Origin of the sequence: Streptomyces sp. NPDC002838, from assembly GCF_040295365.1 — a bacterium.
In the GTDB taxonomy this organism is placed as follows: Bacteria; Actinomycetota; Actinomycetes; order Streptomycetales; family Streptomycetaceae; genus Streptomyces.
Genome location: NZ_JBEOVF010000006.1, coordinates 252540 through 276025, shown reverse-complemented (window position 1 = coordinate 276025; position 23486 = coordinate 252540). Strand labels below are relative to the sequence as shown.

Here is a 23486-nt window from a genome sequence, read left to right as displayed (position 1 = left end):
GATCGCTACCGGCCGCCGCCGGATGTTCCCGGCGCCCGGTAGTGGTGGTACGCGTGATGCGCGGCGAAGCCCATCCCGGCATACATCGCCCGCGCCCCCGCGTTGTCCGTCTCGACCTGCAGCCACGCGGCCGAGGCGCCCTCGTCCAGGGCCTGCCGGGCGAGCGCCGCCATCACGGCCGAGGCCAGCCCCTGTCGCCGTAGCGCGGGATCCACCTCGACGGCGGCGAAACCGGCCCACCGACCGTCGACGACACACCGCCCGATGGCGGCGGGCGCACCCCCGGCCTCACCGGGAACCGTGGCGAACCACACCGAAGGCCCTCCCCCACTCTCGGCTTCGCTCGAGCGGGGGGACCCCCGTCCCAGCACCTTCAGGGCCACCTCGCTCACCCCCTTGCGCTGATACCGCGCGAGCCAGTCCGCACCGGCCTCCCGGGACAGCACCACTCCGGCCGATTCCTCGCCGTCGTCCCTGTCTGCGACAGGCGCCAGTGCCCCGATCCACATCTCGGCGCTCACCTCCCGTACCCAGCCCCGCCGCTCCAGCTCCGCGCACAGCAGCTCCTGCGTGCCCTCGGCCCCGGTCGCGGTCTGCACATAGGCGGGCAGACCACGGTCGCCGTACCACCGTCGTACGACGCTCAGGGCCTCGTCGAGCGGTATCCCGGGGTCGCCGAGCGGCAGCACCGAGTTCGCCCGCCGGGTGAATCCACCGGCGGCCCGCAGCTCCCACTCGCCGAGCCGCTCGCTCTCCACCGGCCGCCAGGCTCGCGCGGAGACGCGCGCCAGCTCCTCGTACGAGGCCGCGGGACCCCGCCGCCGGGCCGGTGCGGGGGGCACGACCTTGCCCGCGACCAGCGCGGATTCCGGGATCCGGACGGTCTCGCCGTCGCGGCGCGTGATCAGCAGCACACCGTCGTTCCATGATGTGAGAACCCCCACCGTGTCGGTGAACTTCTCGTCCGAGGCTCCAGGTTCCCCCAAGCGCCGTACTGAGACCCGTTTACCCACGTCAGCTGTGGTGATACGGACGACGAGGCGCCCCGTCGACGAGATTTCCACAGGTCAGTTCACCCCTCCTGTTCGGATCATGCCCAGGAACGGAGATACTAGGGGCGGGCATCGACGACGCCGCGCTCCCGCGCGCCAGGCGGCGGAGCCTGTGGAGGCCCGCCAGCGCCCTATCGAGGAGGAACGACAGCGTGACCTACGTCATCGCGCAGCCTTGTGTCGACGTCAAGGACAAGGCGTGCATCGAGGAGTGCCCGGTCGACTGCATTTACGAGGGCTCCCGGTCCTTGTACATCCACCCGGACGAATGCGTCGACTGTGGGGCCTGTGAGCCGGTCTGCCCGGTCGAGGCGATCTTCTACGAGGACGACACTCCGGAGGAGTGGAAGGACTACTACAAGGCGAACGTCGAGTTCTTCGACGAGCTCGGCTCCCCGGGCGGCGCCAGCAAGCTGGGTCTGATCGAGCGCGACCACCCCTTCATCGCCGCGCTGCCGCCGCAGGCCTAGGGCCTGTCCGCCGGATCAGGTCGCAGGAAAGCAACGGCGACTGATCGGCGCAGGCCCAGTCGGCCGACGGGCGACCGCATCCGCGCCGCCTCGGTCCCGTACGGCCTGATCGCTTTGATCGCCGTACGGGACCGAGGCGTTTGCCGCACCAGAAAGTGAGCCAGAACCCGTGTCCGTAGTCTCCGACCGTCTCCCCACGTTCCCCTGGGACAAGCTGGCGCCGTACAAGCAGACGGCCGCGGCGCACCCGGACGGCATAGTCGACCTGTCCGTCGGCACCCCGGTCGACCCGGTCCCCGAGCTGATTCAGAAAGCGCTGGTCGCCGCGGCGGACTCGCCGGGCTATCCGACCGTCTGGGGCACGCCCGAGCTGCGCGACGCGATCACCGGCTGGGTGGAGCGCCGGCTGGGCGCGCGTGAGGTCACCCACCGCCACGTCCTGCCGATCGTCGGCTCCAAGGAACTGGTCGCCTGGCTCCCGACCCAGCTGGGCCTCGGCCCCGGCGACAGGGTGGCCTACCCCCGCCTGGCCTACCCGACCTACGAGGTCGGCGCGCGCCTCGCCCGCGCGGACTACGAGGTCTACGACGATCCGACCGACCTGGACCCGGCGAACCTGAAGCTGCTCTGGCTGAACTCGCCGTCCAATCCCACGGGCAAGGTGCTGAGCAAGGCGGAGCTCACCCGGATCGTCGCCTGGGCCCGCGAGCACGGCGTGCTGCTCTTCTCCGACGAGTGCTACCTGGAGCTCGGCTGGGAGGCGGACCCGGTCTCCGTCCTCCACCCCGAGGTGAACGGCGGCTCGTACGACGGCATCGTGGCCGTCCACTCCCTCTCCAAGCGCTCCAACCTGGCGGGCTACCGCGCGGCCTTCCTCGCCGGCGACCCGGCCGTCCTGGCCCCTCTGCTGGAGATCCGCAAGCACGGCGGCATGATGACCCCCGCGCCCACGCAGGCGGCGGTGGTGGCGGCCCTGGGCGACGACACGCACGTCCACGAGCAGCGGGAGCGGTACGCGGCCCGCCGTGCGGCCCTGCGCGCGGCCCTGCTCTCCCACGGCTTCCGCATCGAACACAGCGAGGCCAGCCTCTACCTCTGGGCGACCCGCGACGAGACCTGCTGGGCCACGGTGGCCCACCTGGCCGACTTGGGCATCCTGGTCGCACCGGGCGACTTCTACGGCAAGGCGGGCGAGAAGTTCGTGCGGGTGGCCCTGACGGCCACGGACGAGCGGGTACGGGCGGCCGTGAAGCGTCTGTAGCCGCTCCAGCGCCCGCCGACGTAAGCACACACGGCTACGGGGTCCAGGAAACCTCCCTGGACCCCGTAGCCGTACAGCCGGGCGCGGCAACCGTCAGGCGAGGGGGAGCCCCTTCGCCGGCAGCTTGGCGGTCGTCGGCAGCCCACCCTTGGTCAGCGAGTCCGTCGGCAGCCCACCCTTCGTCAGACCGCCCTTCGTCAGACCGCCCTTGGTCAGACCGCCCTTCGTCAGACCGCCCTTGGTCAGACCGCCCTTCGTCGCGCTCGACGCGGTGTCACCCACGATTTCCCCGGCGGAGCCCGCCGCCTCGCCCGCCACCTTCTGCAGCGCGGGCGTCGCCTTCTTCACGGCCTTGCCACCGGTCTTGCCCGCGGCCGGCACCGCCTTCTTGACCGCCTTGCTGCCGGTGTCACCCGCGGTACCGGTCACCTGCTGAGCAGCAGTGTCGACCGTGTTGCCGACGCTCGCCCCGTCCAGGGCGGTCAGCCCGCCGACGTTCGGGGTGGCGGGCAGTTCGGGGGCCGCACTCGCGGAGCCGGCCGCACCGACCCCGGCAGCCGCTCCCGCAGCGACGAGCAGCGCGGCACGGGCGATCCGTCGGGTCAGGGGGAGGGACATGTTGCTCCTTTGACGGGGAGGGAACGATGAAGTGTCCGACCAAGCCCGGTGGTTGATATCCGGGCTCGGACGCAGTGACTACCGCTCGAAGCCCGGGAAGGTTGCGGCGGCGCAATGTAAAGAATTGGCAATGCGTCGCATTATCGCCTGCGGATAAAAACGGGCAAAAAGTACCCGCGCGAAGTTCGCCGAATCCTTACAGCCCTTTGTTTCCAAGGTTTCGACAGAGGGAAGGGTGACTCCGCGAAAACATGCGCACACCACCGCCCGCGCCCCACCCACGTAACCCTTGCGGGTGATCTCCCGTACGGCTGCTCGTATCGCTGCTTGTACTACCGCCCCGTCACGATACGGACCGCGTCCGCGTCCTTCTCCGCACCACCGGCTGCCCGCGCGCCGACCCTGCGCCACTGACTGTCGGTGTTCCCGGCCGTCCACTCCCACCCGGCGTACGAGACCCGTTCGATGTGCAGCGCGGAGGCGTTGGCCACCGCCCAGTGCGCCAGCTGCCAGCCGCGCTGCCGAAGGCCGCGGCCGCCGTCCGAGGCCGTGTCGGCGGTCACGGGGAGGGTCACGGTCCGTCCGTCGCCCTCGTCCGCGGAGGGAGTCGGCGTGGGTGTCGTCGCGCCGCCCACCTCCGCCGCGGCCGGCTCCAGCACATCCCGCCCGAAGTCCCGTGCGAGCGCGGAGCGCACCGCGTCCGGACCCGCCGCCTGCGTGGCGGTCCGGCGCCCCGCGCAGGTCAGCGTCGCCGCCGACTCCCCGGTGAGGGCGGCGGCGAGCAGGGTGGCGTCCGGCTCGTGCTTGGCGTACGCCGTCGGGAAGCCGCTGCGCTGCACGCGCTGCGCGGCGACGGTCAGCGGAAGCCGCGTGTAGTCGCGCACCTTGGCGAGGTGCTCGTAGAAGAGGTTCGCCGAGTACGTCGGGTCCATGATCTCCTTCGGCGTGCCCCAGCCCTGCGAGGGCCGCTGCTGGAACAGGCCGAGCGAATCCCGGTCGCCGTGGTCGAGGTTGCGCAGACCGGACTCCTGGATCGCGGTGGCGAGCGCGATCGTCACGGCCCGCTCGGGCATTCCGCGCCCGGTGCCGACGGCCGCGATCGTCGCCGCGTTCACCGCCTGCTCCGGGGTGAATTCGTACGCCGCTCCGCCGCCCTTGGCCGAGACGACCTTGCATCCGGGAGTGCCCGCGCCGGTGACGTACTGCACCACGAGATAACCGGCGACCGCACACAGGACCACGACGGCCGCCCCGAATCGGAGGAGGCGGCCACGACGCTTGGGAGAAGGGGACTGCTCTGGCACGGGCACAACATACTGGAGAGTACGGTGCATGGTGTGCCAGGTGTGGAAAGTCGGCGAAGGTCCGGGCGTTAGGCTCGGCAACATGGCCGACACCCCACTTGACCTGACGCTGGACGCCGCGCGGCTCACCGCGCAGCTCGTCGACTTCCCCTCCGAGAGCGGCACCGAGAAGCCGCTCGCGGACGCGATCGAGACCGCGCTGCGCGCCCTGCCGCACCTGACGGTCGACCGGTACGGCAACAACGTCGTCGCCCGCACCGGCCTCGGCCGCCCGGAACGGGTCATCCTCGCCGGCCACATCGACACGGTCCCCATCGCGGGCAACGTGCCCTCCCGGCTCGACGACGAGGGCTACCTGTGGGGCTGCGGCACCTGTGACATGAAGTCGGGCGTGGCGGTGCAGCTGCGCATCGCGGCGACGGTCCCGGCCCCGAACCGCGACCTGACCTTCGTCTTCTACGACAACGAAGAGGTCGCCGCCGATCTGAACGGCCTGAAGCATGTCGCCGAGGCCCACCCGGAGTGGCTCAAGGGCGACTTCGCGATCCTGCTGGAGCCGACGGACGGTCAGGTGGAGGGTGGCTGCCAGGGCACGCTCAGGGTGTTCCTGAAGTTCACGGGCGAGCGAGCGCACTCCGCGCGCGCGTGGATGGGCTCGAACGCGATCCACGCGGCCGCGCCGGCCCTCGCCAAGCTCGCCGCGTACGAGCCGCGCACGCCGGTCGTGGACGGCCTGCGGTTCCATGAGGGCCTCAACGCCGTACGCGTCGAGGGCGGCGTAGCCACCAACGTCATCCCCGACGCCTGCACCCTCGTCGTCAACTTCCGCTATGCGCCGGACCGCAGCGAGGCGGAGGCGGAGGCGTTCGTCCGGGACTACTTCGCGGACTGCCAAGTGGACGAGTTCGTCGTCGACGACCACACGGGCGGCGCCCGCCCCGGCCTGACCCACCCGGCCGCGCAGGCCTTCATGGCGGCCGTCGGCGGCGAGGCCCGCCCCAAGTTCGGCTGGACGGACGTGGCCCGCTTCAGCTCACTGGGCGTGCCCGCGGTGAACTACGGCCCCGGGGCACAGCTGCTCGCCCACAAGGTGGACGAGCGGGTGAAGGCGTCGCTGATCCCGGAGGCGGAGGAGCGGCTGAGGAGCTGGCTGACGGCGTGAGGGCGGACGGGGGGGGTGGGCGTGCTTCAGGGCGCTTCACGGCGGACATGCTCACGTCCCCCGTCCGTAACCCGCGTAGATCTACGCTGAGGCGGAACGACCGCAAGCTGGAGGGAGCGCACATGGCTACTGGCAACCCCGAGGGCAAGAAGCAGCCACCGGAGGAGCAGCGCCTGGGACCGGTCCTCCGGAGGCGGGGCCAGGTCCAGGCCAGCACGACCGACCAGCGTCTGCTGGACGCGGGCGGCCCCTCGGACTGGGTCCACACCGACCCCTGGCGGGTCCTGCGCATCCAGTCGGAGTTCATCGAGGGCTTCGGCACACTCGCCGAACTCCCGCCCGCGATCAGCGTGTTCGGCTCGGCCCGGACGGCGCAGGACTCGCCGGAGTACGAGGCGGGTGTGCGGCTGGGCCGGGGCCTGGTCGCGGCCGGCTTCGCGGTGATCACGGGCGGCGGCCCGGGCGCCATGGAAGCGGCGAACAAGGGCGCCTGCGAGGCGAACGGCATCTCGGTGGGGCTGGGCATCGAGCTCCCCTTCGAGCAGGGGCTGAACCCCTACGTCGACATCGGCCTCAACTTCCGCTACTTCTTCGTCCGCAAGATGATGTTCGTGAAGTACGCGCAGGGCTTCGTGGTCCTGCCGGGCGGCCTGGGCACGCTGGACGAGCTGTTCGAGGCACTCACCCTGGTCCAGACCCAGAAGGTGACCCGCTTCCCGATCGTCCTCTTCGGTACGGAGTACTGGGGCGGCCTCGTGGACTGGCTGAAGAACACGCTGATCGCCCAGGGCAAGGCGTCGGAGAAGGACCTGCTGCTGTTCCACATCACGGACGATGTGGACGAGGCGGTGGCGTTGGTCTCGAAGGAGGCGGGACGCTAGCGCTGGGCTGGAGCCGACGTCACTGGGGGCTCCGCCCCCAAGGTGCACGACAACTCAGCCGTCCGGCGTTTGAGGACGAGGCCGTTCAGGCCGATGGGGGCCCAGGGTGCAAAGCCCCCTGGCGGGGGCGAAGGGGCGGAGCCCCTGGGGATGGGACGGGTAGGGGCGGCGGGGGCGAGATCCTTCTACGCCAGCCCCCGTCGCGCCACCGCCGGCGGACGACGCCCCGCGATCGACGCCACCATCTCCAGCACCTGTCGCGTCTCCGCCACCTCATGAACCCGATACACCTGCGCCCCGAGCCACGCCGACACCGCGGTAGTGGCCAACGTCCCCACCACCCGCTCCTTCACCGGCTTGTCCAGCGTCTCGCCCACGAAGTCCTTGTTGGACAGCGACACCAGCACCGGCCACCCGGTGGCCACCATCTCCCCCAGCCGCCGCGTCGCCTCCAGACTGTGCCGCGTGTTCTTCCCGAAGTCGTGCCCGGGATCGATCAGCACGGACTCCCGCGACACACCCAGGGCCACCGCCCGCTCGGCCAGCCCCAGCGTCACCCTCAGGATGTCGGCCATGACGTCGTCGTACGTCACCCGGTGAGGACGGGTCCGAGGCTGAGCACCCCCCGCGTGCGTACACACCAGCCCCACCCCGTACCGCGCGGCGACCTCCGCCAGCCCCGGGTCCACCCCGCCCCACGCGTCGTTCAGCAGATCCGCCCCGGCCTCGCAGACCGCCTCCCCGACCTCGGCCCGCCAGGTGTCCACGCTGATGACGACGTCCGGGAAGCGCCGCCGCACCTCCGCCACGAAACCGACCGTCCGCCGCGCCTCCTCCTCGGCGGTCACCTCGTCGCCCGGCCCGGCCTTGACCCCGCCGATGTCGACGATGGCCGCCCCCTCCGCCACCGCCTGCTCCACGCGGGCGAGGGCGGGCTCGTCGCGGAAGGTCGCGCCCCGGTCGTAGAAGGAGTCCGGGGTCCGGTTCACGATCGCCATGATCACCGGCTCATGCGTGCCGAATGCACGCCTGCCCAGCCTGAGCATCCCCTGTGACCTCTCCTGATTCGTCCCGGCAACCGGCTGCCTGAGACCCTAAGTGTCAGACTCGCATGGCACGATCGGACCCTGACACATTCGACACCGAGTACAGCGAGTACACCGAGTACTCAGAGCGTGGGGGCTCCGGCGATGGTTATGTTCTTGTTCCTGGTCATCGCGCTGGCTGTGGTGGTCGCCGCGGTGACGCTCGCCGTGGTGGGCGGCGGCGAGGGCGACGGCCCGCTGCCGGAGGCCGCCCCCGAGAGGCTGCAGGACTTCCTGCCCCCGGACCGCCCGGTGAACCGCGCGGACGTCGAGAGCCTGCGCTTCCCGCTGGCCGCCCGCGGCTACCGCATGGCGGACGTCGACGACGCGCTCAGCCGCCTCGGCGCCGAGCTCGCCGAGCGGGACGCCCGTATCGCCGACCTGGAGTCCGCGCTGGCCGGCGCCCGGGCCGGCGCCCACGTCTCCATGGAGAAGCCCGGCCGACCGGAGGACCAGCAGTGAGCGACGACGGCGCCCTGGCCGGCCCGGACGGCGCGCCGCGCTGCCCCTGGGCCCTGTCCACGGCGGACTACGTGTCGTACCACGACGAGGAGTGGGGCCGCCCGGTCCACGGCGACGACGCGCTCTTCGAACGCCTCAGCCTGGAGGCGTTCCAGTCCGGCCTGTCCTGGATCACGATCCTGCGCCGCCGCCCCGGCTTCCGCGCCGCCTTCGCCGGCTTCGAGATCGCCAAGGTGGCCGTCTTCACGGACGCCGACCGCGAGCGCCTGCTGGCCGACCCGGGCATCATCCGCAACCGCGCCAAGGTCGACGCGACGCTCGCCAACGCGCGCGTGCTGGCCGACTGGGCCCCGGGTGAGCTGGACGACCTGATCTGGTCCCACGCCCCCGACCCGGCCACCCGCCCGGCCCCGAAGACCCTCTCCGACGTCCCGGCGGTCACCCCCGAGTCGACGGCCCTGTCCAAGGCACTCAAGAAGCGGGGCCTGCGTTTCGTCGGCCCGACGACGGCGTACGCGCTGATGCAGGCGTGCGGACTGGTGGACGACCACCTGGAGGCATGCGTGGCGAGACGGGGCTGATCCCCGCCTCGCCCCGCCCGCCCCGGCGGCTCACCGCTCCCGGCGCTCCCGGCGGCTCACCGGCCCAGATACTTCGGCTTCTCCTTGTTCACGAACGCATGCACCGCGATCGCGTGATCCTCGGAGGAGCCCGCCCGCGTCTGCAGCTCGTCCTCCTTCTCCAGGGTCTCGGCCAGGGAGTGGGACAGCCCGTACGCGACCGCCTCCTTGATCGCCCCGTATGCCACCGTCGGCCCCTCGGCCAGCGCCCGCGCGACTTTCTCCGCCTCGCCGCGCAGCTCGCCCGCCGGTACGACCCGGTTGGCGATCCCCAGCTCGTACGCCTCCTGTGCGTTGACGCTGCGCGGGAAAAGCAGCAGGTCGGCCGCCCGGCCGGGCCCGACGACCCGTGGCAGCGTCCAGGAGATGCCCGAGTCGGTGGTCAGCGCCACGCCCGCGAACGACGTGTTGAACGCCGCCGTGTCCGCCACCACCCGGTAGTCCGCGGCCAGCGCGAAACCGAACCCGGCCCCAGCCGCGACCCCGTTCACCCCGGCCACCACGGGCTTGGACATCCCGGCCAGCGCCTTCACGATCGGGTTGTAGTGCTCCCTGACCGTGCTCATCGTCTGCCCCGAGCCGCTCTCCCGGTCGGCCACCAGCAGCCCGATGTGCTCCTTGAGGTCCTGCCCCACACAGAACGCCCGCTCCCCGGCCGCGGTCAGCAGTACCGCCCGTACGGCGCCGTCGGCCGCCGCGGACCGCACCGCCTCCCGGAGAGCGACCTTCGCGGCGATGTTCAGCGCGTTCATCGCCTCGGGGCGGTTCAGCGTGATCGTCGCGAGTCCGTCGCTCACCTCGTACAGCACGGTGTCGGCCATGGCATGTCCCCTCCGGTGTCGCGGCTCGGACGTACCTGTTGGTACGTCCTTGTGTCCATCCCTGGTTCCGAAGGACAGCATGGCGGAGATCACCGTCCGGCGACCGGACCGGACGTGTGACCTGCGTCAAAGAAATCTCGAACCCATCCGGTCGGCGGATCTCCTCGCGGCGGCGCAGTATCGCAGTCACATCGCCGAATTGAGTGGTTTTGCTCGCGCGCGTTGCCCAAGCGATGCCGACTGATGTTGGTCATCGGGTCCTGAGATGCGGGATAATGGCTTGGAAGCAATGTGTTCGATGCCGGTGTCGCGTGTCCCACGCTATGGACCGCGCCTGCCCTCCAGGGCCGTCGGCTTTGACTATGAGCTGGTTTCAGGAAGGGGAACGAGCATGGCGGCCATGAAGCCGCGAACGGGTGATGGCCCGCTCGAGGTGACCAAGGAGGGGCGGGGCATCGTCATGCGCGTTCCGCTCGAAGGCGGCGGTCGACTCGTCGTCGAGCTGACCCCTGACGAGGCCCAAGCACTCGGCGACGAGCTCATGAAGGTCGCCGGCTGACGCGGCAGCGTCCTTACCCCTTCAACTGCCCCGGCACCGCACGCGGTGCCGGGGCAGTTGTTTGTCCTGAGGAATGGTTCAGCCGTTTGTCCGGTGTTCTGTCCGGTTTTTTGTCCGAGTGGTGCGGCTCTCAGCGCTTGACCGCGCACAGCAGCCCGTCACCGACGGGCAGCAGCGACGGCACCAGATCCTGGCTCTCGCGCACCGCGCGCAGCAGCTCCCGCAGCCGCAGGACCTCCGTGGGCTGCGGCCCCGAGTCCACGGTCCGGCCGTTGGCGAAGACACCCTCGAAGACGACGAGCCCGCCGGTGCGCAGCAGGCGCAACGATTCAGCGAGATAGTCCGAGAACTCCAGGCGGTCGCCGTCGCAGAAGACGAGGTCGTAGCCGGCGTCCGCGAGCCGGGGCAGCACGTCCAGGGCGCGGCCCGGGATGAAGCGGGCCCGGTTGCTGGCGAAGCCGGAGGCACGGAAGGCCTGGCGGGCGAACTGCTGGTGCTCCGGCTCGGGGTCGACCGTGGTCAGGACGCCGTCCGGGCGCATGCCGTGCAGCAGGTGGATCCCGGAGACGCCGGTGCCGGTACCGATCTCCGCGATCGCCTTGGCGTCCACGGTGGCGGCGAGCAACCGCAGCGCCGCGCCCGTGCCGGGCGAGACCGAGCGCAGCCCCGCCTCGCGGGCCCGGTCCCGGGCCCAGCGCAGGGCGTCGTCCTCGGCGACATAGGCGTCGGCGAACGCCCAGCTTGTCTGCCGGTTGCCGGTAATGGCCCTCTCCTGTCCCCGTGGTTGCCTGGGCGTGACTGTATCCGTTGGTGTCGGGAACCCGCAGATGGGACCAGGCGTTTAGAGGGGCAGAGACGCGAGCGGGGGGACACGGTTGGATCACGACGACGAGCAGGCGCTCGAGCAACTGCTGACGCAGCCGCCCGAGCCGTATCAGCCCAGATCAAATTCTCGTAAAACCGCTTATCCGGAGCTAACGGGCGAGGTGGCTATGGTAGGGGCTCCACTGGACACCACCAGAGCCGACAGGGGAGGTGCGGCCGCGCCCGGGGATCGGGGAGGAGTGCTGCGGCGCTTTCTCGGATCGGCGGGCAGGCCGAAATCCGTGAACGACACCGCTGCTGACCACAGCCACGCCGCTGAATACGCCCAGACCGCGACCTTCTCCACCGACGCGGACGGGCAGGCGTGGACTCCGCCCACCTGGGAGGAGATCGTCAGCACGCACAGCGGCCGGGTCTACCGGCTGGCGTACCGGCTGACGGGCAACCAGCACGACGCCGAGGACCTCACGCAGGAGGTCTTCGTCCGCGTCTTCCGCTCCTTGTCGACGTACACGCCGGGCACCTTCGAGGGCTGGCTGCACCGCATCACGACCAACCTCTTCCTGGACATGGTCCGCCGCAAGCAGCGCATCCGCTTCGACGCCCTCGGTGAGGACGCGGCGGAGCGACTGCCCAGCCGCGAGCCGTCGCCCCAGCAGGTCTTCAACGACGCGCACTTCGACGCGGACGTCCAGCAGGCCCTCGACACGCTCGCACCGGAGTTCCGCGCCGCGGTCGTCCTGTGCGACATCGAAGGCCTGTCGTACGAGGAGATCGCCGCGACCCTGGGCGTCAAGCTCGGCACGGTCCGGTCCCGGATCCACCGCGGCCGCTCGCAGCTGCGCAAGGCCCTCGCGCACCGCTCGCCGGAGGCCCGGGCCGAGCGCCGCTCCTTCATGGCCCGTGTGCCCGCGCTGGGGGGAGGGGGCGCGACCGCGTGAGTGGATCACGGCCCGAACCCGGCGAGGGACGCCTCGCGGAGCAGCACCTGGGAGACCGACTCGCCGCCCTGGTGGACGGCGAGCTCGGTCATGAGTCGCGTGAGCGCGTCCTCGCGCACCTGGCCACCTGCGCCAAGTGCAAGGCCGAGGCCGACGCACAGCGCCGACTGAAGAACGTCTTCGCGGAGGTCGCCCCTCCGCCGCCCTCCGAGAGCTTCCTGGCCCGACTCCAGGGGCTTCCGGCGGGAGGTGACCCGGACAGCGATGACGACTCGCCGTTCGGCGGGGCGGGATTCGCCGGCGGGCTGACCGGACGGCCCGGCGTCACCGGCGTCTTCGGCCTGAAGCGCGGCGAGCGCTTCGAGTTCGACTACGTCCCCGCCCGTTCGCACACACCCGTCCTGCCGTCCTCGGCGAACCGTGGCTTCCGTATCCACGACGTCAGCCGTCACGAGGCCGAGCGGTCGGCCTCGCGCGGGATGCGGTTCGCGTTCGCCGCCGCCGGCGCGGTGTCCCTGGCCGCGATCGCCCTGGGCGGCGTCAGCTCCGTGGCGCCCGGCGACACGGCCGCGGACGCGCGGGGCGGACCCGGCGCCGGAAGCAATGTCACCCCGGCGCGCACGCAGGGCACGGGGGCCGCCACGGCGCCCGAGAGCCGGCGCCGTGGGACCGGACCACTGCTCGCGCAGGGCCAGGGACACGGAGGGGCGCTCGGTGGCACCCCGGTCGCCCCGACCGAGGTGTCCGCACCGCTGCTGCCGGGCATGCCGGCGCCCGCGGCGGTCGAGGAGGGCGTCCACTCGCTGACCGCTCCCGTGCTGGCCGGCGCGGCCGCCATGTCACCCCTGATACGTCCGCTCAGTGCCGCCCAGCCGATCACCCTGACCGCGTGGTCCGCGACCCCGGACCTCCAGGCACCCGGCATGCTCGCCGAACCCGTCCCCGACAGCACCTCCGCCCCGTCGCAGTCCGCCGCTTCGGGCACTGCCCGCTGACCGGTCTCTGCGCTGCCGCGCGCGAACCTGGTTGAATCCAGGGGAGTCGACGAACTGCGGCCGGCGCCGACGAGCCGTGACGGGGCAGGCCGTGACTGTGGGGAGAGCATGAACGAGGGGAAGCCCACGAGGGCGGGGGGAGCCGCGCCGTCGCCCGACGAGGTGCCGCCGGGCGACCGCACCGACACATCCGACGGCGACTTCGAACTGAGGGCTCCGCAGGAGGTGACCTCCACGGAGGGCGACTTCGAACTGCGCCGGCCGGATCCGGGGAGTGCGGGTACGCCGGTGGAGGACGCGCGGATGACGGCATCCGAGGGTGCGGCGCCTGCCGGGGAGGACGTTTCCGCAACGGTGGCTGAACGTTCCGTCGGGCCGGATGCCAAGGGGTCTGGGGCGGCTGCCGTAGAGGGTGGCTCCCCGCCCGCCGGTGGGCGGGGAGCCGAGACGGCCGCCGTACACCCCGTGGCGCCCGTCAGCGAGCGCCCCAAGCCCCTGCACGCCCCCGACCCCTACAGCACCCCGCCGTACGGCGAGCCGGGCCCCTGGGCGCCCGCGCCGCCCGTACAGCACCCGGCGACCACGCCCGCGCACGGCACGGCGGTCCCGGCGCTGCCTCCGCAGCACGGCACGGCGACCCCGGCCCCGACCGCGCCGCAGGGCCCAGCGACCCCGGCGCCACCCCCACCGCCGGCGCCTTCTCCCACCGCCCCGGCCCCAACCCCGCCCCCACTCACATCCAACCCCTGGCAGAACTACGACCCCTGGGCCCCGGTCCCCGCCCCCCTCCAGCAGACCGGCGCGGCGGTCGCGAGTACGGATCAGCGGCGCAGAAGGGTCAGGAAGGGCCTCGTCGGGGCCGCCGTGCTGCTCGCTCTCGTCTCAGGGGGCGTCGGTGGCGTCGTAGGGGCGCATCTGGAGCGCAACGGTGGCGTGGCGGCGGACGTGGAGTTGCCGCAGGCCGGTGTGGAGTCGGCCGGGCGGGCCGCGGACAGTGTGGCCGGGATCGCCGCGCGGGCCCTGCCCAGCGTGGTGACCCTGCATGTGAACGGCTCCGAGGAGCAGGGCACCGGCACCGGATTCGTGCTCGACGGTCGCGGTCACATCCTCACCAACAACCACGTCGTGGAGCCCGCCGGGGCCGACGGCGAGATCACCGTGACCTTCCACAGCGGGGACACGGCCAAGGCCACCGTCGTCGGGCGGGACAGTGGCTACGACCTCGCCGTCGTGAAGGTGAGCGGCGTCAGCGGGCTCAAGCCCATGACCCTCGGCAACTCCGACAACGTCCAGGTCGGCGACCCCGTCGTCGCCATCGGCGCCCCCTTCGACCTGGCGGGCACCGTCACCTCCGGGATCATCAGTGCCAAGGAGCGGCCCATCACGGCCGGCGGCGAGAGCGGCGACGCGAGCGATGTGTCGTATGTCGACGCGCTGCAGACCGACGCGCCCATAAATCCCGGCAACTCCGGCGGGCCCCTCCTCGACTCCCGCGCCCGCGTCATCGGCATCAACTCCGCCATCCGCTCCGCCGACGACGGCTCCGACTCCGGTGGCGGTCAGTCCGGCTCCATCGGCCTCGGTTTCGCCATCCCCGTCAACCAGGCCAAGCGCGTCGCCGAGGAGCTGATCAACACCGGCAAGGCCACCCACCCGGTGATCGGCGTCACCCTCGACATGGACTACTCGGGTGACGGCGCGCGCGTGGACAGCAAAGGCAGCGACGGCGGCCCGGCGGTCACCGTGGGCGGACCCGGCGACAGGGCCGGCATCGAGGCCGGCGACGTCATCACCGAGATCGACGGCGCGCGCGTCCACTCCGGCGAGGAGCTCATCGTCAAGACCAGGGCCCACCGCCCCGGCGACCGCCTCGAGCTCACCCTGGAGCGCGACGGCAAGGAGCGGAAGATCTCGCTGGTGCTCGGGTCCTCCGATGGCTGAGCGGGCGGGGAGACAGCGGCCGAGCGGAAGCGAGACTCACATAAATGTCACAGAAGAGGCCACCGCCGCCGCCCCAACACCCGTCCCACTAGGCAAACAACCCGGAAAGGCCCACACGTGCCCGCATTCGGAGGCCTCGGGACAGTACCGGTCGTACGGGATCGCCGGGTACCGTGGACCCGGCCCGGACCACGGAAGACCCGCACAGACCACCGAGGGCCGAGGACCGAGGACATCGCAAGGAGCTTCAGGTGTTCAATGACATAGGACCGCTCGAGCTGATTACGCTCGTTGTCCTTGCCGTGCTCGTCTTCGGCCCGGAAAAGCTCCCGAAGGTCATCCAGGACGTCACGCGGACGATCCGTAAGATCCGCGAGTTCTCGGAGAGCGCCAAGCAGGACATCCGGCAGGAACTGGGCCCGGAGTTCAAGGACTTCGAGTTCGAGGACCTCAACCCCAAGACGTTCATCCGCAAGCAGCTGGACAACGACGAGCTGGGGCTCAAGGAGATCCGCAACGGCTTCGACCTGAAGAAGGAGATGGCCGAGGTCACGGACGCCGTGCACGGCCGTGAGTCGGAGTCGTCCTCGTCCTCCGGGTCCTCGGATTCCGCCGGCTCCTCCGGCAGCCGTGTCGACATGACCAAGAAGCCGGAGAGCCCCGGCGACGACCGTCCGGTGTTCGACGCGGACGCCACCTGAGGCGTAGTCATACGCCCCCGTACGTGATGCGTTTCATACTCCATACGCGCCCCGGTACGGCCTGAACGCGCCCCATTGAGCGACCCACGCGCCGGGAGGTTTCCCGGTTGCTCGGAGTGGTGTGGCTATGCTGCCGAGTTGTTGTGCGGACCGGACGAGTACGCCCGAAGGGGGGCGGGCCGTACGGTCCGACGAGAGCGAGGAGGCGTCCGGGCACATGGAGACGACGAGTCGGGCAGTCGCGCAGGCGCCGGCCGCGGAGGGCGGACAACAGGTCCCCTCCGCCCGGCGCACGGTGGACGGCTACCTGCTGGCGCCCTTCCCGTGGTACGGCCTTGACGAGGCCTTCACGGGGCCGCGCTGGCTGATGCAGGTCGGTACGGCGGCCGACGGCGCCGTGGAACACGGATCGATCGGGCACGGTGACGAACCCTCCGTACGGAATGAGGCCACGGAGGACAAGGAGAAGTTCGCGGTGGTGGTGACCGTCGCGGCGAATCCGTCCCGGAGGAGCGCGGACGGTACCGGGCTGCTGGAGGCCACGTCGGTTTCCTCGGCGGCCTGGCTCGCGGGGGTGGGGCTGCTGACCTTCACCTGGCCCGGCCAGATGGACCACTCCCTGCGCGACGACTGGCTGGAGCAGCAGACGGAAACGGCGTGGGCCCTCGCGGACGACCTGGACGGTTCGGACTGGTCGACGCTGTCCCTGCCCGTGGACGGGGTACCGACGCCGTTCCACTACCGCGAGTCCGAGTTCGGCTGGGTCCTGGCCGGGTCGACTCAGGAGGGGGTGCACGTGGGGGCGTACGGGAGAGGCATGAGCGCGTACGGTCTCGGGTTCGCCATGATCAAGGACATCGCGGCGTACGCATAGCGCGGTGCTACGACGATGGGGGCGCCGTCTCAGCGGACGGCGCCCCCATCGTCGTAGAGGATCTAGAACTTGTTGCGCGGCGTGATCCCCAGGGACAGTCCCGAAAGACCCCGCTGCCGTCCCCCCAGCTTCCCCGCGATCGCCCGCAGCGCCGAGCCCGACGGGGAGTCCGGGTCGGTCAGGACCACCGGCTTGCCCTCGTCGCTGCCCTCGCGGAGGCGGACGTCGATGGGGATGTTGCCGAGGACCGGGACGGACGCACCCGTCGTGCGCGTGAGGCCGTCCGCCACCGCCTGGCCGCCGCCCGTGCCGAAGACGTCGACCATCTCGCCGCAGTGCGGGCACGGGAGACCGGACATGTTCTCCACCACGCCGACGATCTTCTGGTGCGTCTGGACCGCGATGGAGCCCGCCCGCTCGGCCACCTCGGCGGCCGCCTGCTGCGGGGTCGTCACGACCAGGATCTCCGCGTTCGGGACCAGCTGGGCCACGGAGATGGCGATGTCGCCCGTGCCGGGGGGCAGGTCGAGCAGCAGGACGTCCAGGTCGCCCCAGTACACGTCCGCCAGGAACTGCTGGAGCGCGCGGTGGAGCATCGGGCCGCGCCAGACGACCGGGGCGTTGCCGGGGGTGAACATGCCGATCGAGATGACCTTCACGCCGTTCGCGGACGGCGGCATGATCATGTTCTCGACCTGGGTCGGATGGCCGTCGGCGCCCAGCATGCGCGGCACCGAGTGGCCGTAGATGTCGGCGTCTACGACACCGACCTTCAGCCCGTCGGCCGCCATCGCCGCCGCCAGGTTCACCGTCACCGACGACTTGCCGACGCCGCCCTTGCCGGAGGCGACCGCGTAGACGCGGGTCAGCGAGCCCGGCTTGGCGAAGGGGACCTCGCGCTCGGTCTGGCCGCCGCGCAGCGCGGTCGCCAGTTCCTTTCGCTGCTCGTCGCTCATCACGTCCAGCGTGACGTCGACGCGGGTGACGCCCTCGACCCGCGAGACCGCCTCCGTCACCCGCTGCGTGATCGTGTCGCGCATGGGGCAGCCGGAGACCGTCAGGTACACGGTGACCGCGACCGCTCCGTCCGCACCGATCTCCACCGATTTGACCATCCCGAGTTCGGTGATGGGACGGTTGATCTCGGGGTCGTTCACCGTCGCCAGTGCTTCGCGCACCGCGTCTTCCGTAGCCATAAGGACGATGGTACGGCGCCGCACAGGCGCCCCGGAAAGCCCGTCACCGGTCGTCTGCGTCACGTCCCCGTGACCGTTCCGCCGAGACTGCGTGGAATGCGCTGTGCTCGTGGTGGCCGTTCCGGTGCCCGTCCAGCTCCTTGACCATGTCCTGCAGCTCGGAGCGGATCCAGTCTCGGGTGGCGACTTCCCCGAGGCCGATGCGCAGGGCGGCGATCTCCCGGGTCAGATATTCGGTGTCCGCGATCGACCGCTCGTTCTGCCTGCGGTCCTGTTCGAGGTTGACCCGGTCGCGGTCGTCCTGCCGGTTCTGCGCGAGCAGGATCAGCGGGGCCGCGTAGGAAGCCTGGAGGGACAGCATCAGGGTCAGGAAGATGAACGGGTAGTTGTCGAAGCGCAGGTCACGTGGCGCGAAGATGTTCCACAGCAGCCACACGACGATGACGACCGTCATCCCGACGAGGAACCGCCCGGTGCCGATGAAGCGGGCGATCCGCTCCGAGAGCCGTCCGAAGGCCTCCGGATCCCACTCGGGCAGGATCCGTCGTCGTGGCGGCCGCGGCTGGTCCAGGCGGGGGGTGCGGGGGCGGGTGGTCGCCGTCGCTCCCGCGGGTACGCGCTCGCGGGTGCCGGTCTCGTACTCAGGCGCCATGGGAGGCCACCCCCTCGGCACGCTGGTCTTCGGGCCCCTGGTCCTCGTCCAGGTGGAACTCCGTCTCCCGCCAGTCCTCGGGCAGCATGTGGTCCAGTACGTCGTCCACGGTCACCACGCCCAGCAGCGACCCCGACTCGTCGACGACGGGCGCCGAGACCATGTCGTAGGCCGCGAAGAACCCGGCGACGACCGGCAGGGCCGCGTCCGGCTCCAGGGGTTGCAGGTTGTCGTCGAGGATCGCGCTGACCAGCGTGTACGGCGGGTCGCGCAGCAGGCGCTGGAAATGGACCGTGCCGAGGTACTTGCCGGTCGGGGTCTCGTCGGGCGGCCGGCAGACGTAGACCTGGGCGGCGAGGGCGGGGGAGAGGTCGGGATTGCGGACGCGGGCGAGCGCTTCGGCGACGGTCGCGTCGGGGCGAAGCACGATCGGCTCCGTCGTCATCAGACCGCCGGCCGTGCGTTCCTCGTACGCCAGCAGGCGCCGCATGTCGGCCGCGTCCCCGGGCTGCATCAGGTTCAGCAGCCGCTCCTGCTCCTCCTCCGGCAGTTCGGAGAGCAGGTCGGCCGCGTCGTCCGGGTCCATGGCCTCCAGGACGTCGGCGGCACGTTCCTCCTTCAGCTTGCCGAGGATCTCGATCTGGTCGTCCTCCGGCAGCTCCTCCAGTACGTCGGCGAGGCGGTCGTCGTCGAGGGCGGCGGCGACCTCGGCGCGCCGCTTGGGGGAGAGGTGGTGCAGCACGTTGGCCAGATCGGCGGGGCGCAGCTGCTCGAAGGTGGCCAGCAGGCTCTCGGCGCCCTGCCCGTGCTCCTCCAGGGAGAAGCCGGTGACGGCGGACCACTCGACGGTGAGGGTCTCGCCCTTGCGCCGGAAGGCGCCGCCCTTGCCGCCCTTGCGGACGAAGACGCGGTCGATCTCCCAGTCCCGGCGGGCCGGCAGCTGCTGCACCGCCAGGTCGAGGACGGTGACCTCCTCGCCGGTCTCGACGAGCCGGACGCGCCGGTCGAGGAGTTCGCCGAAGACGAGCCGCTCGGTGGGCCGCTGTTCGAAGCGGCGGACGTTGAGCACGCCGGTGGTGATGACCTGGCCGGACTCGATGCCGGTGACCCGGGTCATGGGCAGGAAGATGCGGCGGCGCGTGGCGAGTTCGACGACAAGCCCGAGCAGGCGGGGCGGCCGCCGCTTCACGCGCAGCATGACGACCAGATCGCGCACGCGCCCGACCTGGTCACCGGTGGGGTCGAAGACGGCGACGCCGGCGAGGTGCGAGACGAAGATCCGGGGGGCGCCCGCTGCCATGGCTGTGCTTCCTTTTCGTGCGGGATTCGTGCTGAGTTGCTGCGTGGGTCGCTGGGTGGACCTCTTGGGGGGTCTGTTATCCGAATTGCCCGCTCGGGTGGGCTTCAGGCTAGCCCGTCCCGATCGGATACGCCCTGGTGAGCGGTCCGGACGGTCTGGCTCCGCCATGGGTGTACGGCACCGGTACGCTGCCGTACGCCGCTGAAGGACCCTCGTCAGAAAGGCAGCGCCACCTGTGACTGCGATTCCCCGGCGCCGTACCGGCAGGGCCGCCCTGATGGGGGCGATGTGCGCCCTGGTCGTGACGGGGACGGGCCTGACGGGATGCAGCGAGGACCCGGACGCGGGCACCAACGGGGTCGGCAAGCTGCCGGCCGAGCAGATCCAGTCGAAGACGCGTGCGGCGGCCGAGGCCGCCGGCGCCGTACGGCTCTCCGGCAACGTGGTCGTCGGAGAGCGCACGTACCGGCTCGACATGCGCCTGAAGTCCGACGGCGCCTCCGGCTCGGTCACCGCCCAGGAGACGACCTTCCAGTTGCTGCGGGTCGGCGAGCACCTCTTCCTCAAGGCCGACGCGGACTTCTGGACCGACGCGGACGGCAAGGGCGACGGCTCGGACGCGGACGCGGCGGCGGCCGACAAGCTCGACGGCAAGTATGTGAAGGTGCCGCAGGGCGACCCCTCGTACAAGAAGTTCAGCGTTTTCACGGACAAGGACGTCCTCCTCGACGGTCTGCTGGCGCTGCACGGGACGGTGGACAAGGACGGCCACCACGAGCAGGCGGGCGTCCGCACCATCCGCATCACCGGCGCCGACGGCTCCGGCGGCACGCTCGACATCTCCCTGGAGGGCAAGCCGTACCCGCTCCGCCTGGTACGGGCGGGCGGCGCGGGCACCCTGACCTTCTCGGCCTGGGGCAGGGACTTCGCCCTGAAGGAGCCGGAGAAGGACGAGACGGTCGACTACGGCAAGCAGCTGCCGGCGTCCTAGGCGCGACCTGATCCGCCGGACAGGCCCTACCGCCGCTTGCGCTTCTTCATCAGCAGCCGCGGCAGCCCCGCCGGAATCGGCTGACGGGTCGTCGCCGGCGTCGGCAACGGTGCCTCGGCCAGGCGGCCGGCAGGCAGGGGCGTCGTCGTCCCGGTCGGCTCCAGACGGAGTACCCGGCATTCGCGTGCCCAGCGCTCCGTCATGGTCTCGGCATCCGGGGCGTTCAGGCGCTTGCCCTTGAGTTCGGCGACCGCCGCCTCCCACGCTTCGGAACCCGGCACGAGCTCCACGGCCTTCGCCGCCCACGACACCAGCCGGCCGCCCTTGTCCTTGCTGCGGACCGTGACCTCGGCTTCGGCGCCGTCGGCCAGCCCGGGCAGCGGCTGCTCGCCGGGCCCGTCGCCGATCAGACAGGCCGCACCCTCGTGCCAGACGTGCCACAGGGCGCGCGCCGGGCCGCCGGGACCCTTGACCCAGATGAGGCCGGACTTCTTCGTGGCCTCCTCGACGAGGGCCTGGTCGAGCAGCTCGCTTGTCATGGGCCCAGCCTATCCAGGCGCCTTCACAGCCAGCCGTTGCGCTTGAGCGTGCGGTGGATGCCCAGACAGATGGCCACCGTGACCCCGAGGACGACCGGGTAGCCGTACTTCCAGTGCGTCTCCGGCATGTAGTCGAAGTTCATCCCGTACACCCCGCACACCATCGTCGGTACGGCGATGATCGCGGCCCACGAGGTGATCTTCCGCATGTCCTCGTTCTGCGCGACGGACGCCTGGGCGAGGTTGGCCTGGAGGATCGAGTTGAGCAGCTCGTCGAAGCCGATGACCTGCTCCTGGACGCGGGCGAGGTGGTCGGCGACGTCCCGGAAGTACTTCTGGATGTCCGGGTCGATCAGCCGCATCGGACGCTCGCTCAGCAGCTGCATGGGCCGCAGCAGCGGCGACACGGCCCGCTTGAACTCCAGCACCTCGCGCTTGAGCTGGTAGATCCGCGCCGAGTCCACACCGCGCGAGACCCCACCCCGGCGCCCCGGCGAGAAGACCTCGGTCTCCACCTCGTCGATGTCGTCCTGCACGGCGTCGGCGACCGCGATGTAGCCGTCGACGACATGGTCGGCGATCGCGTGCAGCACGGCCGAGGGGCCCTTGGCGAGCAGCTCGGGGTCGTCCTGGAGCCGGTGCCTGAGCGCCCGCAGCGAGCCCTGCCCGCCGTGCCGGACGGTGATGAAGAAGTCCCGTCCGGTGAAGCACATGACCTCGCCGGTCTCGACGACCTCGCTGTTGGAGGTGAGCCGGTCGTGGTCGATGTAGTGGATGGTCTTGAAGACGGTGAACAGGGAGTCGTCGTACCGCTCCAGCTTGGGTCGCTGGTGGGCCTGCACCGCGTCCTCCACGGCCAGCGGGTGCAGCCCGAACTCACTGGCGATACCGGAGAATTCGGCCTCGGTCGGCTCGTGCAGACCGATCCACACGAAGCCGCCGTCGCGCCGCACCACGCGCATCGCCTCGTGCGGGGTCAGCGGCTTGTCCATCTGCACGCGGGCGCCGTCGCGGTAGACGGCGCAGTCGACGACGGCGGAGGGCGTCGAGGGGTCACGGGTGGTGTCGTACGCGCCGGTGTCCTTGCGCAGGGAGACGCGGGACGGGCGGACCACGGCACGCAGGTCGCGGATCATCGACATGGCAGGCTCCTTCGTGACAGGCAACGAAAGGGCGCCGACGACGGGTGGAACTGCCCGGAATGGGGACGTCCTGACTGCGGATGTTTAGCACGTCCACAAAGCGGGGAGCACCGCACCGTCGCGGTGGCGAGCTTCGCTACTGATACAGCTGTGGATACAGCTCAGACAGATCAGGTAAAACGAAACGAAGCGCTCTTCCGCGGTGAAACGAGTGCGAGAGGTGGCAGCCAGCCAGAGCCAGAGCAGCTACATCAGCGGCGGGAAGAGCGGGTGCTACTGCACGGTCGACTTCGGTCCATTGCAGCCCCACCTCCTCCGGCCGGTCCCTCGTAAGGGAGTTCCTTCGGCGTCGGGGCTTGATCGCGACGCTTCTGCGTGCTGCCCCGAACCACCGGGCAAGAGTATCAGCCGACTGAAGTGTCAAGGCGCTTGTTTGCCCGGTACTGACGAGTTCTATGCTCGCGGCATGGCTGATGTTCTTCCTCTGGTCGAGGCCCGGTTGCGTAGCGCGCTGGGTGAACCGGACGCGCGCGCGGGCGTCACCTTTCTGGGTACGGACCGCATCGAGGTGCTGCGTTTCCAGGACATCGGCCAGGAGGCAGTCGTCGTCCGTTACGCCACGCTCGGCATGTCCGCCCAGCCGATGAGCGACCCCACCGCGGCGCTCGCCGACCCGGTCAAGGGTCCCCGCGCCGAGCTGATCCTCTCCGTACGAGCCGGTCTCGCCGACACCGACAAGGTGCTCCGTCCGCTCGCCGTGCTCGCCGCGTCCCCGCAGGTCGAGGGCGTGATCGTGGCCCCCGGCGCCTCCCTCGACGTCGGTGAGCCGCTGTGGCCCGGCGCCCCCTTCACCTCGGTCCTGGTCGCCGAGTCGGGCGGCCTGGTCGAGGACCTGGAACTCCACGAGCCCCTCGATCCCGTACGGTTCCTGCCCCTCCTCCCGATGACCCCGAACGAGGCCGCCTGGAAGCGCGTGCACGGTGCCCAGGCGCTTCAGGAACGGTGGCTGACGAACGGGACGGACCTCCGGGACGCGTCCCGCACATCCGTCCCGCTGGACTGACCCCCGCGTGAGGAAGGTCACCAATCGGCGG

Annotated in this window: 26 protein-coding genes; 15 read left to right on the top strand and 11 right to left on the bottom strand. The window is 71.0% G+C overall.

Features of this window, described 5'->3' with window-relative positions; all coding sequences use genetic code 11:
• Nucleotides 1–5 precede the first annotated feature (5 nt).
• A complete protein-coding gene (locus ABT063_RS11385; protein ID WP_351057005.1) occupies nucleotides 6–1064 on the bottom strand; it encodes a GNAT family N-acetyltransferase in 1059 nt (352 codons plus the stop codon).
• Nucleotides 1065–1204: 140 nt separating this feature from the next.
• On the opposite strand from ABT063_RS11385, the gene fdxA reads away from it, so the two are divergent.
• Nucleotides 1205–1522 carry a ferredoxin gene (gene fdxA / locus ABT063_RS11380; protein WP_010047804.1) on the top strand — a complete coding sequence of 106 codons (318 nt, stop codon included), beginning with the start codon at nucleotides 1205–1207 and terminating at the stop codon, nucleotides 1520–1522.
• Between the two features lie 169 nt (nucleotides 1523–1691).
• The gene (locus tag ABT063_RS11375) at nucleotides 1692–2783 is read left to right on the top strand and encodes a bifunctional succinyldiaminopimelate transaminase/glutamate-prephenate aminotransferase (RefSeq protein WP_351057004.1); all 1092 of its coding nucleotides are present in this window, start codon (nucleotides 1692–1694) and stop codon (nucleotides 2781–2783) included.
• 93 nt (nucleotides 2784–2876) lie between these two features.
• On the opposite strand, the gene ABT063_RS11370 is transcribed toward ABT063_RS11375, so the two are convergent.
• Both ABT063_RS11370 and ABT063_RS11365 read right to left on the bottom strand, forming a co-directional pair.
• On the bottom strand, nucleotides 2877–3401 hold the full coding sequence (locus ABT063_RS11370; RefSeq protein ID WP_351057002.1) for an ATP-binding protein: 525 nt from the start codon (nucleotides 3399–3401) through the stop codon (nucleotides 2877–2879).
• A 332-nt stretch (nucleotides 3402–3733) separates the two neighbouring features.
• Complete coding sequence (locus ABT063_RS11365) at nucleotides 3734–4705, bottom strand: heavy metal transporter (RefSeq protein WP_351057001.1); 972 nt, start codon at nucleotides 4703–4705, stop codon at nucleotides 3734–3736.
• 82 nt (nucleotides 4706–4787) lie between these two features.
• On the opposite strand from ABT063_RS11365, the gene dapE reads away from it, so the two are divergent.
• Nucleotides 4788–5867, top strand: coding sequence for a succinyl-diaminopimelate desuccinylase (dapE, locus tag ABT063_RS11360; RefSeq protein ID WP_351057000.1), 1080 nt, complete (start codon nucleotides 4788–4790; stop codon nucleotides 5865–5867).
• Nucleotides 5868–5989: 122 nt separating this feature from the next.
• Entirely contained in the window at nucleotides 5990–6748 is a 759-nt protein-coding gene (locus tag ABT063_RS11355; RefSeq protein ID WP_351056999.1) for an LOG family protein, read from the top strand.
• 185 nt (nucleotides 6749–6933) lie between these two features.
• Here the strand turns inward: ABT063_RS11355 and folP are convergent, their stop codons facing one another.
• Nucleotides 6934–7794, bottom strand: coding sequence for a dihydropteroate synthase (folP, locus tag ABT063_RS11350; RefSeq protein ID WP_351056997.1), 861 nt, complete (start codon nucleotides 7792–7794; stop codon nucleotides 6934–6936).
• Nucleotides 7795–7938: 144 nt separating this feature from the next.
• Between folP and ABT063_RS11345 the strand changes: the two genes are divergently transcribed.
• Together ABT063_RS11345 and ABT063_RS11340 are read left to right on the top strand one after the other, a co-directional pair.
• Nucleotides 7939–8295 (top strand): DivIVA domain-containing protein, encoded by a 357-nt coding sequence (locus ABT063_RS11345; RefSeq protein WP_351056996.1) that lies wholly within the window; start codon nucleotides 7939–7941, stop codon nucleotides 8293–8295.
• A complete protein-coding gene (locus ABT063_RS11340; RefSeq protein WP_351056995.1) occupies nucleotides 8292–8876 on the top strand; it encodes a DNA-3-methyladenine glycosylase I in 585 nt (194 codons plus the stop codon). The genes ABT063_RS11345 and ABT063_RS11340 overlap by 4 nt, the downstream gene beginning before the upstream one ends.
• A 56-nt stretch (nucleotides 8877–8932) precedes the next feature.
• Here the strand turns inward: ABT063_RS11340 and chcB are convergent, their stop codons facing one another.
• Nucleotides 8933–9736 (bottom strand): 2-cyclohexenylcarbonyl CoA isomerase, encoded by an 804-nt coding sequence (gene chcB / locus ABT063_RS11335; protein WP_351056994.1) that lies wholly within the window; start codon nucleotides 9734–9736, stop codon nucleotides 8933–8935.
• 79 nt (nucleotides 9737–9815) lie between these two features.
• On the opposite strand from chcB, the gene ABT063_RS11330 reads away from it, so the two are divergent.
• Nucleotides 9816–9980, top strand: coding sequence for a hypothetical protein (locus ABT063_RS11330; protein WP_351056993.1), 165 nt, complete (start codon nucleotides 9816–9818; stop codon nucleotides 9978–9980).
• A gap of 147 nt (nucleotides 9981–10127) precedes the next feature.
• Entirely contained in the window at nucleotides 10128–10295 is a 168-nt protein-coding gene (locus ABT063_RS11325) for a DUF3117 domain-containing protein (protein WP_179382345.1), read from the top strand.
• A gap of 130 nt (nucleotides 10296–10425) precedes the next feature.
• On the opposite strand, the gene ABT063_RS11320 is transcribed toward ABT063_RS11325, so the two are convergent.
• A complete protein-coding gene (locus tag ABT063_RS11320) occupies nucleotides 10426–11124 on the bottom strand; it encodes an O-methyltransferase (RefSeq protein WP_351057051.1) in 699 nt (232 codons plus the stop codon).
• A 163-nt stretch (nucleotides 11125–11287) separates the two neighbouring features.
• Here ABT063_RS11320 and sigE point away from each other — a divergent pair, with 163 nt between their 5' ends.
• The 5 genes from sigE (at nucleotide 11288) to ABT063_RS11295 (ending at nucleotide 16572) form a co-directional block, all read left to right on the top strand.
• Nucleotides 11288–12061, top strand: coding sequence for an RNA polymerase sigma factor SigE (gene sigE / locus ABT063_RS11315; RefSeq protein ID WP_351056992.1), 774 nt, complete (start codon nucleotides 11288–11290; stop codon nucleotides 12059–12061).
• Nucleotides 12058–13056: an anti-sigma factor family protein gene (locus ABT063_RS11310; protein WP_351056991.1), complete on the top strand. Its 999-nt coding sequence runs from the start codon at nucleotides 12058–12060 to the stop codon at nucleotides 13054–13056. The genes sigE and ABT063_RS11310 overlap by 4 nt, the downstream gene beginning before the upstream one ends.
• Before the next feature lie 108 nt (nucleotides 13057–13164).
• A complete protein-coding gene (locus ABT063_RS11305) occupies nucleotides 13165–14997 on the top strand; it encodes a S1C family serine protease (protein ID WP_351056990.1) in 1833 nt (610 codons plus the stop codon).
• A gap of 251 nt (nucleotides 14998–15248) precedes the next feature.
• A complete protein-coding gene (locus ABT063_RS11300) occupies nucleotides 15249–15698 on the top strand; it encodes a sec-independent translocase (protein ID WP_351056989.1) in 450 nt (149 codons plus the stop codon).
• Nucleotides 15699–15915: 217 nt separating this feature from the next.
• The gene (locus tag ABT063_RS11295) at nucleotides 15916–16572 is read left to right on the top strand and encodes a hypothetical protein (RefSeq protein ID WP_351056988.1); all 657 of its coding nucleotides are present in this window, start codon (nucleotides 15916–15918) and stop codon (nucleotides 16570–16572) included.
• A 62-nt stretch (nucleotides 16573–16634) separates the two neighbouring features.
• Here the strand turns inward: ABT063_RS11295 and ABT063_RS11290 are convergent, their stop codons facing one another.
• From ABT063_RS11290 to ABT063_RS11280, 3 genes are read right to left on the bottom strand one after another with little or no spacing between them, the layout of a single operon-like run.
• Nucleotides 16635–17768 carry an Mrp/NBP35 family ATP-binding protein gene (locus tag ABT063_RS11290; protein WP_351056987.1) on the bottom strand — a complete coding sequence of 378 codons (1134 nt, stop codon included), beginning with the start codon at nucleotides 17766–17768 and terminating at the stop codon, nucleotides 16635–16637.
• 43 nt (nucleotides 17769–17811) lie between these two features.
• Nucleotides 17812–18420 carry a DUF1003 domain-containing protein gene (locus tag ABT063_RS11285; protein WP_351056986.1) on the bottom strand — a complete coding sequence of 203 codons (609 nt, stop codon included), beginning with the start codon at nucleotides 18418–18420 and terminating at the stop codon, nucleotides 17812–17814.
• Nucleotides 18410–19720 (bottom strand): magnesium transporter MgtE N-terminal domain-containing protein, encoded by a 1311-nt coding sequence (locus ABT063_RS11280; RefSeq protein ID WP_351056985.1) that lies wholly within the window; start codon nucleotides 19718–19720, stop codon nucleotides 18410–18412. The genes ABT063_RS11285 and ABT063_RS11280 overlap by 11 nt, the downstream gene beginning before the upstream one ends.
• A 235-nt stretch (nucleotides 19721–19955) precedes the next feature.
• Between ABT063_RS11280 and ABT063_RS11275 the strand changes: the two genes are divergently transcribed.
• Nucleotides 19956–20711, top strand: a complete 756-nt coding sequence (locus ABT063_RS11275) for a hypothetical protein (RefSeq protein ID WP_351056984.1) — start codon at nucleotides 19956–19958, stop codon at nucleotides 20709–20711.
• A 26-nt stretch (nucleotides 20712–20737) separates the two neighbouring features.
• Here ABT063_RS11275 and ABT063_RS11270 read toward each other — a convergent pair whose 3' ends face one another.
• Both ABT063_RS11270 and ABT063_RS11265 read right to left on the bottom strand, forming a co-directional pair.
• Complete coding sequence (locus ABT063_RS11270) at nucleotides 20738–21250, bottom strand: hypothetical protein (RefSeq protein ID WP_351056983.1); 513 nt, start codon at nucleotides 21248–21250, stop codon at nucleotides 20738–20740.
• Between the two features lie 23 nt (nucleotides 21251–21273).
• Nucleotides 21274–22392: a magnesium and cobalt transport protein CorA gene (locus ABT063_RS11265; protein WP_351056982.1), complete on the bottom strand. Its 1119-nt coding sequence runs from the start codon at nucleotides 22390–22392 to the stop codon at nucleotides 21274–21276.
• Nucleotides 22393–22858: 466 nt separating this feature from the next.
• Here ABT063_RS11265 and ABT063_RS11260 point away from each other — a divergent pair, with 466 nt between their 5' ends.
• On the top strand, nucleotides 22859–23455 hold the full coding sequence (locus ABT063_RS11260) for a suppressor of fused domain protein (RefSeq protein ID WP_351056980.1): 597 nt from the start codon (nucleotides 22859–22861) through the stop codon (nucleotides 23453–23455).
• Nucleotides 23456–23486 lie beyond the last annotated feature (31 nt).

Coding starts and splice junctions, on each gene's coding strand:
- ABT063_RS11330 (WP_351056993.1), top strand. CDS start 9,816: ATGGCGGAGATCACCGTCCGGCGACCGGACCGGACGTGTGACCTGCGT.
- folP (WP_351056997.1), bottom strand. CDS start 7,794: ATGCTCAGGCTGGGCAGGCGTGCATTCGGCACGCATGAGCCGGTGATC.
- ABT063_RS11295 (WP_351056988.1), top strand. CDS start 15,916: ATGGAGACGACGAGTCGGGCAGTCGCGCAGGCGCCGGCCGCGGAGGGC.
- ABT063_RS11325 (WP_179382345.1), top strand. CDS start 10,128: ATGGCGGCCATGAAGCCGCGAACGGGTGATGGCCCGCTCGAGGTGACC.
- ABT063_RS11355 (WP_351056999.1), top strand. CDS start 5,990: ATGGCTACTGGCAACCCCGAGGGCAAGAAGCAGCCACCGGAGGAGCAG.
- ABT063_RS11370 (WP_351057002.1), bottom strand. CDS start 3,401: ATGTCCCTCCCCCTGACCCGACGGATCGCCCGTGCCGCGCTGCTCGTC.
- sigE (WP_351056992.1), top strand. CDS start 11,288: ATGGTAGGGGCTCCACTGGACACCACCAGAGCCGACAGGGGAGGTGCG.
- chcB (WP_351056994.1), bottom strand. CDS start 9,736: ATGGCCGACACCGTGCTGTACGAGGTGAGCGACGGACTCGCGACGATC.
- ABT063_RS11260 (WP_351056980.1), top strand. CDS start 22,859: ATGGCTGATGTTCTTCCTCTGGTCGAGGCCCGGTTGCGTAGCGCGCTG.
- ABT063_RS11270 (WP_351056983.1), bottom strand. CDS start 21,250: ATGACAAGCGAGCTGCTCGACCAGGCCCTCGTCGAGGAGGCCACGAAG.
- dapE (WP_351057000.1), top strand. CDS start 4,788: ATGGCCGACACCCCACTTGACCTGACGCTGGACGCCGCGCGGCTCACC.
- ABT063_RS11290 (WP_351056987.1), bottom strand. CDS start 17,768: ATGGCTACGGAAGACGCGGTGCGCGAAGCACTGGCGACGGTGAACGAC.
- ABT063_RS11285 (WP_351056986.1), bottom strand. CDS start 18,420: ATGGCGCCTGAGTACGAGACCGGCACCCGCGAGCGCGTACCCGCGGGA.
- ABT063_RS11265 (WP_351056982.1), bottom strand. CDS start 22,392: ATGTCGATGATCCGCGACCTGCGTGCCGTGGTCCGCCCGTCCCGCGTC.
- ABT063_RS11280 (WP_351056985.1), bottom strand. CDS start 19,720: ATGGCAGCGGGCGCCCCCCGGATCTTCGTCTCGCACCTCGCCGGCGTC.
- ABT063_RS11305 (WP_351056990.1), top strand. CDS start 13,165: ATGAACGAGGGGAAGCCCACGAGGGCGGGGGGAGCCGCGCCGTCGCCC.
- ABT063_RS11345 (WP_351056996.1), top strand. CDS start 7,939: ATGGTTATGTTCTTGTTCCTGGTCATCGCGCTGGCTGTGGTGGTCGCC.